The following is a 15,682-nucleotide window of genomic DNA, read 5'->3' as shown; positions in this document are numbered from 1 at the left end:
GTTATAGTAAAGTCAGGGGTGCTTTACTATGCTAGCAGGAAGACAAGTGCTGTTAGAAGAACTTTCATTTTCAAAGGATGAATTAGATCATTTGGAAAGACAAGGGGATATTTCTTTGGAAAGAGGTGTCATAAAGAAATCTTTACGCTATGTATGCCAGCGCTGTGGAAATATGGAAGGGCGGTTATTCGCTTCGTTTTTATGTAAGCGATGCAATCAAATGTGCACGTATTGCCGAAAGTGCATTACGATGGGACGAGTGGGAGAATGTACAGTGCTCGTTAGAGGTATACGGGATGTAGAATGGGAAGTTTTGCCGAATTCTTTACGATGGGAGGGGCAATTATCACCTGGACAGGAAAGAGCAGCTAACGGAGTAACAGAAGCAGTACGCCAAAAAGAATCTTTTTTTATATGGGCAGTATGCGGAGCTGGTAAGACGGAGATGCTTTTTTATGGTATAGAAGAGGCACTACAAAAAGGAAAGCGGGTTTGTATTGCAACGCCGCGGACCGATGTTGTGTTAGAGCTGGCTCCTCGTTTACAAACTGTTTTTCCAGATGTACCGATTGCTGCACTATATGGTGGTAGTTTGGATCGTGAAAAGGAAGCGAGACTTCTCGTTTCTACAACACATCAGTTACTTCGGTATTACAAGGCCTTCGATGTTATGATTGTCGATGAAATTGATGCCTTTCCATATGCAGTGGACAAGATGCTTCATTATGCGGTGGAGCGAGCAAGTAAAGATAGGGCAGCAAAAATTTATTTAACGGCGACCCCGTCAGAAACATGGAAACGTAAGTTATGGAGTGGGAAACAAAAAGGTGTGATTATTCCAGGACGTTATCATCGACATCCTTTGCCAGTCCCAAGATTCAGGTGGTGTGGCAATTGGAAAAAGGCACTAAATCGAAAAGAAATCCCATTTGTTGTTTTTGAATGGTTAAAGTATCACCTCCTCAAGCAATCTCCTATTTTTCTATTTGTTCCCCACGTACGTTATATTGATGAAGTAAGTATATTGTTAAAAACACTAGATAATCGAATTGAAGGCGTTCATGCGGAGGATCCAAATCGAAAAGAAAAGGTGACAGCGTTTCGAAAAAGAAATATTCCACTATTAGTAACGACAACGATTTTGGAGCGCGGCGTGACGATAGAGAATTTGCAAGTAGCGGTGTTAGGAGCGGAAGAACCTATTTTCTCGGAAAGTGCACTTGTACAAATTGCTGGTAGGGCCGGTAGAAGTCATCGTAGGCCAGATGGTGATATCTTTTATTTTCATTGTGGTAAAACAGAAGCAATGATACGAGCGAGAAGACATATTCAATCTATGAATAAAAGAGCAAAGCGAGAAGGGTTGATTGATTAATGCATTGTCTACTTTGTGATGATTCTATTTCTGAGAGTATGGGCTGGTATTCTTTTTTTATTCAGTCTGATAGAAGATGTATGTGTGAGAGATGTGAACGAAAACTTTCCTATATTATAGGAGAAATTTGTGATGACTGCGGCAGACCTTTTGAGTTTCTGGCGCTGGAGTATAGAGAGGGTAACTGTTGCAGAGATTGTGTAAGGTGGAAGGAAGAAGACAGGTTTTCACCTATAAAAAATCGATCTGTATATGTATATAATGATTGGATGAAGGAAGTATTAGCTCGGTTTAAATTTCGCGGGGATGCTGAACTTGTACAAATTTTTCATGCGAAATTTGTAGCTGCATTTCGCAAATACTTTTCAGATTGTCATGCGATTATTCCCATTCCGCTTAGCAAGGAGAGGGAATATGAGCGCGGTTTTAATCAAGCAGAATTGTTGGCATCTTGTTTGCCACTTCTCGTTCTACAAACATCTTTAAGTAGAAAAAATACGGAAAAGCAAAGTAAAAAAAGACGTATCGAGAGACTTAGGGGAACCAATCCTTTTTACTTTCGAAAAGAAGAAAGATTCACTGGACAGCATCTTTTGCTCATCGATGATGTATATACGACAGGGATTACGATTAGACAAGTTGCAGAGTGTTTGTATGAGGCGGGTGCTCAAACTGTTTCCAGTCTTACTCTTTGTCGTGGGTAAGATGAGAGTGTCGAAAGATACAATAAAAAGACGACAAGACTTCTTTGACTTGATATCTTGTCAGTCGTTATAGTCAAATTGTGGGGCAAACGCCCTTATTTTTAGAGTGAAGGGAATGGAACGAACATGCAAGGAAGAGTAAAATGGTTTAATGCAGAAAAAGGATTTGGATTTATTGAGCGTGAAGAAGGTGATGATGTTTTTGTTCATTTTTCTGCAATTCAACAAGATGGGTATAAATCGTTAGAAGAGGGGCAAAAGGTAGAATTTGATATTGTAGATGGTGCGCGTGGACCACAGGCAGCGAATGTTGTGAAATTATAATGTTGAACGAAGAGTTTTGTGAGAAACATAGAGCTGCGGTTGTGGAAACGGTTTATATAGAGTGAATTTGAACTTTCAACATATAAATTGCGGCTATGAAGAACAGAAGGAGGCTTTCACCTATAGAGTCTCTTTCTGTTTTTTTTTTTGTTGCGTGGCAGGGGGCTACGAAAGTTGTCAAAAAGTTGTTTCTTTTCTGTAACGAATTGTCCATACTTATATTCGTTATTTACGATGCAAATAGGGTAAAATGTAAATAGAAACGATGCATCTTTTCTTTTCAACAAAAAACGATAATAAATTGCAATTTCGCTAACTTTTTTAAAAAGTTAGAAGGAGTTTTTAAGCCGGTGTCGAAATTATATACATAGGCTTGAAAGGAGGAATTCATCTATGAAATTCAACATTCGTGGTGAAAATATTGAAGTAACTCCAGCATTAAAGGAATATGTAGAGAAAAAACTTAGCAAATTAGAACGTTATTTTGATGCATTCCCAGAGATTAGAGTTAATTTAAAAGTATACTCTGAGAAACAACGTGTCGAGGTAACAATCCCATTCACAGATTTATTACTTCGAGCTGAAGAAACTCATAGCGATATGTACGCTGCAATTGATTTAGTAGTTGATAAAATTGAGCGACAAATTCGTAAACATAAAACAAAAGTAAATCGTAAATTACGTGAAAAGGGTTCTGTTAAATCTGCATTTATTCTTACAGAGCCAGCGGCTACTCAAGAAGAAGTGCAAGAGGATGAATTAGAACTTGTACGTACAAAACGATTTGATTTAAAACCAATGGACGTAGAAGAAGCTATTTTACAAATGGATATGTTAGGGCATAACTTCTTCGTCTTCACAAATGCCGATACAAATGAAACAAATGTTGTATATGGCCGTAAAGATGGAAAATATGGAGTAATTGAAACAAAATAATAAATAGAAAACGTAGCTGTAAAAGGCTACGTTTTTTTATTTGATACGAAAGTCTTTCATTCTTTACTCTGTTATTGTGGGAAAGAGCTATCCTAGGAATCGAAACGTTCTATACCCCCCTTTATTGATTAAAGTTTCAGCTAATTTAGGCCATGCGCTTGGCCAGTTGTTGTCATAGTTATAAAACAAGTGTTACAATTATCATTAGGTTTATACATTTGTTTTTTTATTAGGAGAGAAATTGGCAGTGAATAAATTAGATCTTTATAACGACTGATTCGTGAGCAGAAATATAGAGCACGATCGGAAGTTTTATTTTAATAAAAGAGGAGCGTATTTCCTATGATCGGTATTTTAAAAAAGGTGTTTGATGTAAACCAGCGCCAAATTAAACGTATGCAGAAAATTGTGGATCAAATAGAAGGTTTAGAATCATCTATTAAACCATTAACGGATGAGCAGTTAAAAGGGAAAACAATTGAATTTAAAGAACGCCTTACGAAAGGTGAGACAGTAGACGATTTATTACCAGAAGCGTTTGCGGTTGTTCGTGAAGCGGCGACACGTGTTCTTGGTATGCGCCCTTATCCTGTCCAATTAATGGGTGGTATTGCCTTACATGAAGGAAATATTTCTGAGATGAAAACAGGGGAAGGTAAAACATTAACTTCTACTTTACCAGTTTATCTGAATGCTTTAACAGGTAAAGGTGTTCATGTTGTTACAGTCAATGAATACTTAGCACAGCGTGACGCGAATGAAATGGGACAACTTCATGAGTTCCTAGGTTTAACAGTAGGAATTAACTTAAATAGTATGTCACGTGAGGAAAAGCAAGCTGCTTACGCTGCTGATATCACATATAGTACAAATAACGAGCTTGGTTTTGACTATTTACGCGATAATATGGTGCTGTATAAAGAACAGTGTGTTCAGCGTCCGCTTCATTTCGCGATTATTGATGAGGTCGATTCCATCTTAGTGGATGAAGCGCGTACGCCTCTTATCATTTCTGGACAAGCACAAAAATCAACAGAACTATATATTTTTGCAAATGCCTTTATTCGTACGTTAGAAAACGAAAAAGATTACTCCTTTGACGTGAAAACGAAAAATGTCATGTTGACAGAAGACGGGATTACGAGGGCAGAGAAATCTTTCCATATTGAAAACTTATTCGATTTAAAACATGTTGCACTTCTTCATCATATTAATCAAGCGCTTCGTGCACACGTTGTTATGCACCGCGATACAGATTATGTTGTACAAGAAGGTGAAATTGTAATTGTTGATCAATTCACTGGTCGTCTTATGAAAGGTCGTCGCTATAGTGAGGGCTTGCACCAAGCGATTGAAGCAAAAGAAGGCGTTGACATTCAAAATGAAAGTATGACGTTAGCGACAATTACGTTCCAAAACTACTTCCGTATGTACGAAAAGCTATCAGGTATGACTGGTACAGCGAAAACGGAAGAAGAGGAATTCCGTAACATTTATAATATGAATGTTATCGTAATCCCAACAAACAGACCGATTGTTCGTGATGACCGTGCGGATTTAATTTTTAAAACGATGGAAGGTAAGTTCAATGCAGTTGTTGAGGATATTGTAAAACGCCATAAACAAGGTCAACCAGTTCTTGTTGGTACAGTTGCAATTGAAACATCTGAACTTATTTCAAATATGTTAACACGTAAAGGTGTACGTCATAATGTCTTGAATGCGAAAAATCATGCGCGTGAAGCTGATATTATTACAGAAGCAGGATTTAAAGGTTCTGTAACGATTGCGACAAACATGGCTGGCCGTGGTACAGACATTAAGTTAGGCGAAGGTGTAAAAGAAGCTGGAGGCCTAGCGGTTATCGGTACAGAACGTCATGAAAGCCGTCGTATTGACAATCAGTTACGTGGTCGTGCTGGTCGTCAAGGGGACCCTGGTGTGACGCAGTTCTACTTATCAATGGAAGATGAACTAATGCGCCGCTTTGGCTCTGATAATATGAAAGCAATGATGGATCGTCTTGGTATGGATGATTCACAGCCAATTGAAAGTAAAATGGTATCTCGTGCGGTAGAATCTGCGCAAAAACGCGTAGAAGGAAACAACTACGATGCACGTAAACAACTGCTGCAATATGACGATGTACTTCGCCAACAACGTGAAGTTATTTATAAACAACGTCAAGAAGTAATGGAATCTGAAAACTTAAGAGGCATTATCGAAGGTATGATGAAATCTACTGTAGAACGTGCTATCGCCCTTCATACGCAAGATGAAATTGAAGAGGATTGGAACATTAAAGGTCTGATTGACTACTTAAATACAAACCTTCTTGAGGAAGGTGATATTAAAGAAGAAGAATTACGTCGTCTTGCGCCAGAGGAAATGAGTGAACCGATCATTACGAAGTTAATTGCGCGTTATGATGAAAAAGAAAAACTTCTACCAGAAGAACAAATGCGTGAATTTGAAAAGGTTGTTGTATTCCGCGTTGTAGATACGAAATGGATGGATCATATCGATGCGATGGATCATCTTCGTGAAGGTATTCATTTACGTGCTTACGGTCAAATTGACCCACTTCGTGAATACCAAATGGAAGGGTTCGCAATGTTTGAATCAATGATTGCTTCCATTGAGGAAGAAATTTCTCGTTACATCATGAAAGCAGAAATCGAACAAAATTTAGAGCGCCAAGAAGTAGCACAAGGCGAAGCGATTCACCCAAAAGATGACGGTGAAGAAGTGAAAAAGAAGCCGGTTGTAAAAGGTGACCAAGTCGGACGTAACGATCTATGCAAATGTGGTAGCGGCAAAAAATATAAAAACTGCTGTGGAATTGGGAAATAAAGAAAAGCGAAGTCGGCTCGTTTAAAATCGATCTTCCATGAAATTTTATTTTCCAAATGGAAAAGTTTTAAGAATATCCATATAATAAAAAGGGACAAACTCTCTCTGTACAAGCGGAGGGAGTTTCCCTTGTTTTATATAAAAGCGAAAGCAATTACATAGAGGTGAAGAGCATGGAACTAGTAGAAATTAGGCAAGAATTAGAGAAAATGGCTAAGAGATTAGCGGCTTTTAGGGGGTCTCTTTGACCTTCCTACAAAAGAAAATCGCATTGCAGAATTAGAAGAAACAATGATGGGTGCAGGCTTTTGGGATGACCAACAAGGTGCACAAGTAGTAATTAATGAAGCGAATGCGTTAAAAGAAATGGTTGGGAAGTTTCGTCAGTTAGATGAAACATTTGAAAATTTAGAAGTGACACATGAACTTTTAAAAGAAGAATATGATAAGGATTTACATGAAGAATTAGAATCTGAAGTGAAATCTTTAGTTCAAGAAATGAATGAGTACGAGCTTCAGCTATTACTAAGCGATCCTTATGATAAAAATAATGCGATTTTAGAGCTACATCCAGGTGCTGGTGGAACAGAATCACAAGACTGGGGTTCTATGCTATTACGTATGTATACACGCTGGGCTGAAAAGCGCGGATTTAAAGTAGATACAGTTGATTATTTACCAGGGGATGAAGCGGGAATTAAAAGCGTAACATTATTAATTAAAGGTCATAATGCATATGGCTATTTGAAAGCGGAGAAAGGTGTACATCGTCTTGTGCGGATTTCACCGTTCGATTCTTCAGGTCGTCGTCATACATCGTTCGTATCTTGTGAAGTTGTACCTGAATTTAATGATGATATTGAGATTGAAGTGCGTACGGAAGATTTAAAAATAGATACGTACCGTGCAAGTGGTGCGGGTGGACAGCACGTTAATACGACAGATTCTGCAGTTCGTATTACACATACTCCAACGAATACGGTTGTAACATGTCAATCAGAGCGTTCACAAATTAAAAACCGTGAACATGCGATGAAAATGTTAAAGGCAAAATTATATCAAAAGAAATTAGAAGAGCAGCAAGCAGAGTTGAATGAAATCCGTGGTGAACAAAAAGATATTGGTTGGGGTAGTCAAATTCGTTCTTACGTATTCCACCCATACTCTCTAGTGAAAGACCATCGTACAAATACGGAAGTTGGTAATGTACAAGCGGTTATGGATGGAGAAATTGATCCATTTATTGATGCGTATTTACGCTCTCGTATTTCTTAAGAAAAAAGCCAACGGAATGTTGGCCTATCGGTGAGGGAATAGAGGGTATAAAGAGGTATATCTTGTCTGTATTGATAAGAGAAGGAGGAAGAGAAGTTGAGTGACAACTTCTCTTTTTAATGGGCTTAATTTTATAATACAAGGCCGTATATTGTTTTGTAAAAAGTAGAAAATATAAGAATCGAGCTATACATGATAAGGAAAATAGATAGGGTTTTTTCTTTTCTGCTTTGTAAAAACAGTATCTTTATAGTAATTTACATTTGTTCACAGAATTGAAACAATTGGTGAAAGCTTTATATGAATAGGGTTCTTAATCTATTTGTAAAAAATATCCTACGAAGGATGGTTTTTCTATAAAGGGATAATTATTATAATGGCAAGTGAGAGCTATATGAAAGTATGGCTATATCAGTAATAAGAAGGATATCAACAATGGGGAGCGATATAAATGAAAAAGAAATTGTTGGCTATTGCATTAGGAACATCATTAGCTCTTACTGTGGGAGCATGCGGAAAGAAAGAGGAAAACAAGTCTTCTAATCAATCTGCAAGTACAGATAGTGCAGAGCAAATTTTCAAAAAAAGTTGTGCAGGGTGTCATGCTAACGATTTATCTGGTGCAACTGGGCCCGATTTACGAAAAGTAGGCGGTAAATACGACGCGGCGGAGATTGAAAATATTATCCAAAAAGGGCGCGGGGCAATGTCACCGGGACTTATTCAAGGTGAGGATGCAAAAAAAGTATCAGAATGGTTAGCAGAACATAAATAAAAAAGCGCAGGCGGTTTGTTCAGAATAGGAAGAAGCGAGGTTGCCGACTATTCTAGCTGCTAGAGCTAAACAAAAGAAAAGCGGAAGAGGCCAAGATAATGGCCTTTTTCGTATTTCTTTTGTGATGTAACACAACTGTAACAAAATTGTATCCGAATTGGAAACTGAATGATGTTACAATGTAGTTTGTAGAATTTTGCTGAAACATGTACATAAGCAGCAGTGATAGACTGTAAATGCTGTCGCTGTTATTTTGAAACAACAGAAATACTTCTATAAGATTTGTAGTACAACAGAATGTGAGTAAGAGTGAAAGCTGTTGCTTTCATGTTCAGATAGACAGAAAAAGTATGTCGAAAAAAAATCATTAAGTATTGGGTGATAAATAATGATAAGAATGACGAGTGTTTATAAGGAGTATCCAAATGGTATGAAAGCCATCAATGGACTCACAGTTAACATTAAGCAGGGTGAATTTGTATACGTAGTTGGACCGAGTGGAGCCGGGAAATCTACATTTATTAAGATGATGTATCGTGAAGAAAAACCAACAACAGGATCTATCAATGTGAATGGCCTTGTAATTGAATCGTTAGCAGAGCGAGATGTACCGTATTTTCGTCGTCAGCTAGGCGTAATTTTCCAAGACTTTAAATTGCTACCTAAATTAACGGTATATGAGAATGTAGCGTTTGCCTTAGAAGTAATTGAAGAAGAACCTGAAGCAATTCGTGAGCGTGTTACCGAAGTATTGGGTCTTGTAGGTCTTGAAGGTCGTGCGGATGCACTTCCAAATGAGCTGTCTGGTGGAGAACAACAGCGTGTGGCGATTGCAAGAGCAATTGTAAATAAGCCAAAAGTTGTAATTGCCGATGAACCGACAGGAAACTTAGATATTGATACAGCGCTTGATATTATGAGTATCTTTAAACGCATTAATGAGCGCGGTACAACAATTGTTATGGCAACGCATAACGCAGATATCGTAAATACAATTCGTCATCGCGTAATTGCGATTGAAGGCGGAAAAATTGTTCGAGATGAGATTGAGGGAGGATACGGGTATGAAGAATAAAACCCTTAGTCGACATTTGCGAGAAGGTGTAAAAAATCTATCCCGTAACGGATGGATGACGTTTGCTTCTGTAAGTGCAGTAACAGTTACACTATTACTTGTAGGTGTCTTTTTAACAGCGATTATGAATATGAACCACTTTGCAACGAAAGTGGAGCAAGATGTAGAGATTCGTGTACACATTGATCCAGCAGCAAAAGAAGCTGATCAAAAGAAATTGGAAGAAGATATTAATAAAATTGCAAAAGTAGATTCTGTTAAATATTCTTCTAAAGAAGAAGAATTAAAACGTTTGATTAAAAGCTTAGGTGACAGTGGAAAAACGTTTGAACTATTTGAGCAAGATAATCCACTTAAAAACGTATTTGTTGTAAAAGCGAAAGAACCAACAGATACAGCTACAATCGCGAAAAAAATTGAAAAAATGCAGTTTGTAAGTACAGTTCAATATGGTAAAGGCCAAGTTGAAAAATTATTTGATACTGTAAAAACAGGTCGTAATATTGGGATTCTGTTAATTGCTGGTCTGTTATTCACAGCAATGTTCTTAATCTCTAATACAATCAAAATTACAATTTATGCACGAAGCACAGAGATTGAAATTATGAAACTTGTAGGTGCGACAAACTGGTTTATCCGTTGGCCGTTCTTATTAGAAGGTTTATTCTTAGGGGTACTAGGTTCAATCCTTCCAATTGTCGTGATTTTATCTATTTATAACTCGCTGCAAGGCGTGTTTAACGAGAAGCTTGGCGGCACGATTTTCGAGCTGCTTCCATATAGTCCGTTTGTATTCCAACTTTCCGGTTTATTAGTGTTAATCGGTGCATTAATCGGTATGTGGGGAAGTGTAATGTCAATTCGTCGCTTCTTAAAAGTGTAAAAAGTTGCAAACATAATTCGTACAAGCTTATCATATAGTAGAAATAGGTAAAGGCATCACACAATGTGTGATGCCTTTTGCTACACCACCTGTGTGCTTTGGAAAGGGGAATTCCGCATTGAAACGTAGAGTTGCGATTATTGGAATGGTTGTTGCATTTTTAATTGGTGCTGGCGGAATGTTTGCGGGTATGTATATGTTTGGGGTTAATCCAGCATATGTGGCGCAAACAATAACAAACGATAGTGCTAGCACAAAGCAAGGGAATTTGGCAAAAATTAATGAGGCGTATGCACTGATTGATTCACGTTATGTGGAAGACGTGAAGGATGAAAAATTAGTTGAGGGTGCAATACAAGGAATGTTGTCTACGCTGAAGGACCCTTATTCCACGTATATGGATAAAGAAACGGCGAAGCAATTTGAGCAATCACTTGATCCTGAGCTCGAAGGTATTGGTGCTGAGGTGAACAAAACGGAGGGCAAGCTTATTATTGTATCTCCAATTAAAGGTTCACCAGCAGAAAAAGCAGGCATTAAACCGAACGATCAAATTTTATCGGTAGATGGAAACAGTGTAAAAGATTTATCACGTGAAGAAGCAGTCTTGAAAATTCGTGGTAAGAAAGGAACGGACGTTACACTTGAGATAAAACGCCCAGGAGTGGCAGATCCATTAGAATTTAAAATTAAACGTGAAAAAATCCCAATTTTCACTGTGTTTAGTTCTGTAAAAGAAGAGAAGGGGAAAAATATTGGTTATATCCAAATTACATCTTTCTCTGAAAATACAGCAAAAGAATTTAAAGATCAATTAAAAGAGCTTGAAAAGAAAGAGATAAAAGGCCTTATCATTGATGTGCGTGGCAATCCTGGAGGTTACTTAAATAGTGTACAAGATATTTTAGGATTAATCATGACAGACAAAAAGCCAATGATGCAAGTTGAACAACGAGATGGTGAGAAAAAGAAATTCTCAACTTCATTAAAAGAGAGAAAGCCATACCCGATTTCAGTATTAATTGATAAAGGAAGTGCATCGGCTTCAGAAATTTTAGCAGGTGCATTACAAGAGGGCGAAGGATATGATTTAGTTGGTGAAAAAACATTTGGAAAAGGCACTGTTCAGCAAGCTGTTCCATTTAAAGATGGCAGCAATATTAAATTGACAATGTTTAAATGGCTTACACCAGACGGCAATTGGATTCATAAAAAAGGAATTGCCCCAACAGTGGAAGTGAAACAGCCAGATTATTATCATGCAACGCCAATTCAAATTGAGAAAACACTTTCGTATAACTCAAATGATGTCCAAGTGAAACATGCACAAGAGATGTTGAAGAGCTTAGGATATGTACCTGGACGTGAAGATGGTTATTTCAGTAAGGAAACGGAATCAGCGCTAAAAGCCTTCCAAAATGCAAATGAAATGGAAGCGACAGGTCAGCTTGATAAAAAGACAGCTGAAGCGCTACAAAATAAAATCATTGAAAAGATTCGCTCTGGTGAAAATGATCTGCAATTACAGGCAGCATTAAAATTAATGGCGAAATAAGAAGAAATGCAGGCATGTTATTGCCTGTATTTTTTTGTGCGTGTTAAACAAACGTTTGATTAGTTGTGATAAGATAAAAAGAAATGATTATATAAATGGTGGTGAAACAGTTCGTGGAGGCGTGGTTTTTTGAAATAATGCGAGCAGTTGGGCGTTTTTTCTTACACCCTGCTGTTTATGTATTTTTAATAAGTAGTGTGTTTGTTGGATATTTACGCGTATTACGAGAGAGAAAAGATTTTTCTTTTAAAGTATATGATATTTGGTTTGAACTGCGAACATCTTGGTTTGCAGGAGTTGGATACGGACTGCTTGTATCTGCCATTACAATTGGAGCAGGGGTGGTATTATCAGAGGCGAGTATATGGATGATTTTAATTTGGACACTCGTATTTGGATTAGCTGCTCAGTATAGATATTTATCTGCTGCTTACACATTTGGCGCGGCGATTGTAGCAGCTATATTGTCTTCTAAGCTGCCAATCTCTTTCTTACAGCTTGGGGAAGGAGAAAAGAGTACAATCGCATCACTTGCCATTTTACTTGGCTTGATGCTAGTAGTAGAAGGGTTATTAATTTCAAAAAATGCAGTGCGATACTCAACGCCAAAAATGCGTAAAGGAAAGCGCGGTTTAAATATTGGACTGCATGAATCAAAGCGTTTATGGCTTGTTCCGATTTTTATTCTCGTGCCGGGAGATGCTGTTACACAATTTGTTTCGTGGTGGCCAGTTGTTTCTGTTGGCTCACAAACGTATTCCTTATTCCTTGTACCATTTTTAATTGGCTTTATGCGAACAATTAGAAGTGAGGAACCAAAGGAAGCGTTATTATTTACAGGAAGACGTATATTTGGATTAGCGACTGTTGTTCTTATTTTAGGTGTTGTGAGCTATTGGTGGCCAGTTGTAGCGATTGTTGCAATGGGAGCGGCAATGCTTGGACGATTCACAATTGCAATGAGAGAACGAATTGCTGATGAAACGCGTCCAGCATATTTTGCAGCGCGCGATGATGGATTAGTAGTGTTAGGCACGATCCCGAATACAGTCGGTGCAGAATTGAATCTGAAACCAGGAGAGGTTATTACGAAAGTAAACGGCGTGATTCCTAAAAGTACAGAGGAGTTTTATGATGCGCTACAGTCCAAGACGACAGGGGCATTTTGTAAGTTAGAAGTACTTGATACAAAAGGTGAGCTTCGCCTTGCTCAAACAGCGCTATATGCAGGTGGACATCATGAATTAGGCATTGTGTTTGTAGAGCAAGATCATAAGTGGGATACGGAAGCTGTATAATTCTATGATTTTTCATAATAAGATAGAATTGTTTCAAAATTAATTGGAACTATTTCGTGATTGTGATTAGCACGTTTTTCTATAATTAGTAAACCAGAAAATACAAACTGAATGAAATCTAGCTTTGAACTGTATCCCCAATCATGGACACTTAAAAAGTCCATGATTGGGGGTTTTTGTATATTTTTATAAGCAATCCTCATGATATAAGTGAGGTATGGAAAATGATTAAAATTATTTTTTAACTTGATGGCGATGTGCCATGTCCCTATGACCTTTTGCACGTATCTTGGCGGAGTATATTGAAATAAATAAGATGGATTATTTGATTAAAGTGTTACTTTAGGTATATATACTATAATATAGACAGAGTAACATGCATAGAAAGGAACGATGAAATATGCGAAAGCAACAAATTGGAGTTGTTGGTGTGGGTGTTATGGGAAAAAGCCTCGCACTTAACTTTGAGAGTAAAGGGTATTCTGTTGCCCTATATGATATTTCAAAGGAAAAAGTAAATGAAATCATTGAGGAGAACCGTGGTAAAAACATGGTTGGTACTCATATGGTTGAAGAGTTTGTTAACTCACTTGAATCACCTAGAAAGATTTTACTAATGGTTAATGCAGGGGAAATTACAGATAAGGCGATTGATTCTCTACTTCCTCACCTTGATAAAGGTGATATTTTAATTGATGGCGGTAATACATACTTTGTCGATACAGTTCGCCGAAACAAACGTCTTGCCGAAGAAGGAATCAATTTCATCGGAGCAGGTGTGTCAGGCGGAGAAGAGGGTGCATTGAAGGGACCGTCTATTATGCCGGGCGGACAGAAGGATGCATACGAAAAAGTGAAGGATATGCTTGAAAATATCTCTGCAAAAGTGAATGACGAGCCTTGTTGTTCTTATATCGGACCTAATGGGGCAGGCCACTATGTAAAGATGGTTCATAACGGTATTGAGTATGGAGATATGCAATTAATTTGTGAAGCATATTTCTTCTTGAAACAAACACTGGATTTGACTGCAGAAGAGTTTCATGAAATATTTGCTGAATGGAATAAGGGCGAACTGAACAGCTATCTAATCGAGATTACAGCAGACATCTTCAAGAAGAAAGATGAAGAAACGGGCAAGCCATTAGTGGATGTTATTCTTGATACTGCGGGACAAAAGGGTACAGGGAAATGGACAAGCCAAAGCGCACTTGATTTAGGTATATCTCTCCCTATTATCACGGAATCTGTATTTGCGCGTTGTATTTCTGCTTTAAAAGAAGAGCGTGTGAACGCAAGCAAAGTTTTATCTGGACCTAAAGATAAAGCAGCACTTGGAATTGAAAAAGCCGAATTAATTGAAGCAGTGCGCCAAGCTTTATATATGAGTAAAATTTGTTCTTATGCACAAGGATTCACGCAATTGAAGGCAGCTTCTGAGGAATATGATTGGAACCTTGATTTTGGCAGCATTTCTATGCTTTGGAGAGGCGGATGTATTATTCGTGCAGCCTTTTTACAAAACATTAAAGAGGCTTATGAGGCAAACGCTGACTTACCAAACCTTTTACTTGACCCATACTTTAAAGAAATTGTGGAGTCATACCAAGGCGGATTACGTAAAATTATCGCAGTGGCTGTACAACAAGGTATTCCAGTTCCTGCATTTTCAGCGGCAATTTCGTATTATGACAGCTATCGTACTGCAACACTACCTGCAAACTTGTTACAAGCGCAGCGCGATTATTTTGGAGCACATACGTATAAACGAGTAGATAAAGAAGGTACATTCCATACAAAATGGATATAAAATAAAGTGGAAGTGGCTCGTCCAGAATGTGAGGGGGATGGAGCTTCTGACGTAGAGGTGTTTTTACCTCGCAGGAAGAAGCGAAGCCACCGAACATTATAGCTGCTAGAGCTGGACAATGCTTTTGCTGAATTTTGAGGTGGGAGTATTACTGCCCGCGAATAGCGGTAAAAAAATGGACCAAGATTGATATCTTGGTCCATTTTTTATTGGAATAATAGCACACGCGCTGGTGATGCATCTGTACCCATTAGTTTTAATGGAGCTGCAACCATAAAGTATGTTCCCGCTTCTACTTCTTTAAATGTTAATCCTTCGATTACAATAATATCGTGTGCAAATAGTGTTTTATGGGTTGGGTGACCTTCTTGGGCACGTTCAACACCTAATGCATCAATGCCCACACCGCGAATCCCTTTTTCAGCAAGCAGTTTCGCGCCGCTTTCAGCTAAATAAATAAATTCGAAGTTAAATCCTTCATCAAAGGAGTTCTTTGTTTTAAATAAAACGAAATCCCCTTTTTGAATATCGAAGTCTTTCAGGTCTTCAGCAGTAATGCCACTATCAACATGAGTTAAGTCAAAAACCTTTGCTTCGCCTACTAATTTTTCAATATCAAGTGTTTCAAACGTATCTCCGTCATTTATCATGTGCAAAGGCGCATCAATATGCGTTCCTGTATGAGCATCCATTTTTAATGTGGATTCTGTTACATGACCGTTTGTAACTTTGGAAAGTTGAGGCTGTTTCTCTGGTTTATTTTTATATACAGGCATTCCTTCGTAAATAGGTACTGTAATATCATATACTTTTTTCATA

The 15,682-nt window shown here is 37.9% G+C and carries 13 protein-coding genes; 12 read left to right on the top strand and 1 reads right to left on the bottom strand.

Features of this window, described 5'->3' with window-relative positions; translation table 11 throughout:
* Window positions 1-28: 28 nt before the first annotated feature.
* The 12 genes from QRY57_RS25375 (at window position 29) to gnd (ending at window position 14,863) form a co-directional block, all read left to right on the top strand.
* Window positions 29-1,375, top strand: a complete 1,347-nt coding sequence (locus QRY57_RS25375; protein WP_286016413.1) for an ATP-dependent helicase ComFA — start codon at window positions 29-31, stop codon at window positions 1,373-1,375.
* Window positions 1,375-2,079, top strand: a complete 705-nt coding sequence (locus QRY57_RS25370) for a ComF family protein (protein ID WP_090693807.1) — start codon at window positions 1,375-1,377, stop codon at window positions 2,077-2,079. The genes QRY57_RS25375 and QRY57_RS25370 overlap by 1 nt, the downstream gene beginning before the upstream one ends.
* 126 nt (window positions 2,080-2,205) lie before the next feature.
* Complete coding sequence (gene cspC / locus QRY57_RS25365) at window positions 2,206-2,403, top strand: cold shock protein CspC (RefSeq protein ID WP_026594040.1); 198 nt, start codon at window positions 2,206-2,208, stop codon at window positions 2,401-2,403.
* Window positions 2,404-2,796: 393 nt separating this feature from the next.
* Window positions 2,797-3,339, top strand: coding sequence for a ribosome hibernation-promoting factor, HPF/YfiA family (gene hpf / locus QRY57_RS25360; RefSeq protein ID WP_026594041.1), 543 nt, complete (start codon window positions 2,797-2,799; stop codon window positions 3,337-3,339).
* Between the two features lie 342 nt (window positions 3,340-3,681).
* Window positions 3,682-6,192 (top strand): preprotein translocase subunit SecA, encoded by a 2,511-nt coding sequence (gene secA / locus QRY57_RS25355; protein WP_286016412.1) that lies wholly within the window; start codon window positions 3,682-3,684, stop codon window positions 6,190-6,192.
* A gap of 173 nt (window positions 6,193-6,365) precedes the next feature.
* Window positions 6,366-7,467 (top strand): peptide chain release factor 2 gene (prfB, locus tag QRY57_RS25350; protein ID WP_286016411.1). Its coding sequence is split into 2 segments (ribosomal slippage): window positions 6,366-6,437 and window positions 6,439-7,467, totalling 1,101 coding nucleotides; the frame shifts between segments, so codons are not numbered across the junction.
* A gap of 451 nt (window positions 7,468-7,918) precedes the next feature.
* Window positions 7,919-8,242, top strand: a complete 324-nt coding sequence (gene cccB / locus QRY57_RS25345; protein ID WP_026594044.1) for a cytochrome c551 — start codon at window positions 7,919-7,921, stop codon at window positions 8,240-8,242.
* 388 nt (window positions 8,243-8,630) lie between these two features.
* Window positions 8,631-9,317, top strand: coding sequence for a cell division ATP-binding protein FtsE (ftsE, locus tag QRY57_RS25340; RefSeq protein WP_286016410.1), 687 nt, complete (start codon window positions 8,631-8,633; stop codon window positions 9,315-9,317).
* Window positions 9,307-10,200, top strand: a complete 894-nt coding sequence (gene ftsX, locus QRY57_RS25335) for a permease-like cell division protein FtsX (RefSeq protein ID WP_026594046.1) — start codon at window positions 9,307-9,309, stop codon at window positions 10,198-10,200. The genes ftsE and ftsX overlap by 11 nt, the downstream gene beginning before the upstream one ends.
* A 118-nt stretch (window positions 10,201-10,318) precedes the next feature.
* Window positions 10,319-11,755 (top strand): S41 family peptidase, encoded by a 1,437-nt coding sequence (locus QRY57_RS25330; RefSeq protein ID WP_090693790.1) that lies wholly within the window; start codon window positions 10,319-10,321, stop codon window positions 11,753-11,755.
* Between the two features lie 95 nt (window positions 11,756-11,850).
* Window positions 11,851-13,053, top strand: coding sequence for a PDZ domain-containing protein (locus QRY57_RS25325; protein ID WP_286016409.1), 1,203 nt, complete (start codon window positions 11,851-11,853; stop codon window positions 13,051-13,053).
* Window positions 13,054-13,453: 400 nt separating this feature from the next.
* Window positions 13,454-14,863 (top strand): NADP-dependent phosphogluconate dehydrogenase, encoded by a 1,410-nt coding sequence (gnd, locus tag QRY57_RS25320; RefSeq protein WP_286016408.1) that lies wholly within the window; start codon window positions 13,454-13,456, stop codon window positions 14,861-14,863.
* Window positions 14,864-15,069: 206 nt separating this feature from the next.
* On the opposite strand, the gene QRY57_RS25315 is transcribed toward gnd, so the two are convergent.
* Window positions 15,070-15,681 (bottom strand): cyclase family protein, encoded by a 612-nt coding sequence (locus tag QRY57_RS25315; RefSeq protein ID WP_026594051.1) that lies wholly within the window; start codon window positions 15,679-15,681, stop codon window positions 15,070-15,072.
* Between the last annotated feature and the right edge of the window lies 1 nt (window position 15,682).

It is taken from the genome of Bacillus arachidis (genome assembly GCF_030285945.1).
Lineage (GTDB): Bacteria > Bacillota > Bacilli > Bacillales > Bacillaceae_G > Bacillus_A > Bacillus_A arachidis.
Note: the sequence above shows the minus strand (reverse complement) of the source record. Positions and strands in the feature narration are given on the sequence as shown.

Coding starts and splice junctions, on each gene's coding strand:
- QRY57_RS25375 (WP_286016413.1), top strand. CDS start 29: ATGCTAGCAGGAAGACAAGTGCTGTTAGAAGAACTTTCATTTTCAAAG.
- QRY57_RS25370 (WP_090693807.1), top strand. CDS start 1,375: ATGCATTGTCTACTTTGTGATGATTCTATTTCTGAGAGTATGGGCTGG.
- cspC (WP_026594040.1), top strand. CDS start 2,206: ATGCAAGGAAGAGTAAAATGGTTTAATGCAGAAAAAGGATTTGGATTT.
- hpf (WP_026594041.1), top strand. CDS start 2,797: ATGAAATTCAACATTCGTGGTGAAAATATTGAAGTAACTCCAGCATTA.
- secA (WP_286016412.1), top strand. CDS start 3,682: ATGATCGGTATTTTAAAAAAGGTGTTTGATGTAAACCAGCGCCAAATT.
- cccB (WP_026594044.1), top strand. CDS start 7,919: ATGAAAAAGAAATTGTTGGCTATTGCATTAGGAACATCATTAGCTCTT.
- ftsE (WP_286016410.1), top strand. CDS start 8,631: ATGATAAGAATGACGAGTGTTTATAAGGAGTATCCAAATGGTATGAAA.
- ftsX (WP_026594046.1), top strand. CDS start 9,307: ATGAAGAATAAAACCCTTAGTCGACATTTGCGAGAAGGTGTAAAAAAT.
- QRY57_RS25325 (WP_286016409.1), top strand. CDS start 11,851: ATGGTGGTGAAACAGTTCGTGGAGGCGTGGTTTTTTGAAATAATGCGA.
- gnd (WP_286016408.1), top strand. CDS start 13,454: ATGCGAAAGCAACAAATTGGAGTTGTTGGTGTGGGTGTTATGGGAAAA.
- QRY57_RS25315 (WP_026594051.1), bottom strand. CDS start 15,681: ATGAAAAAAGTATATGATATTACAGTACCTATTTACGAAGGAATGCCT.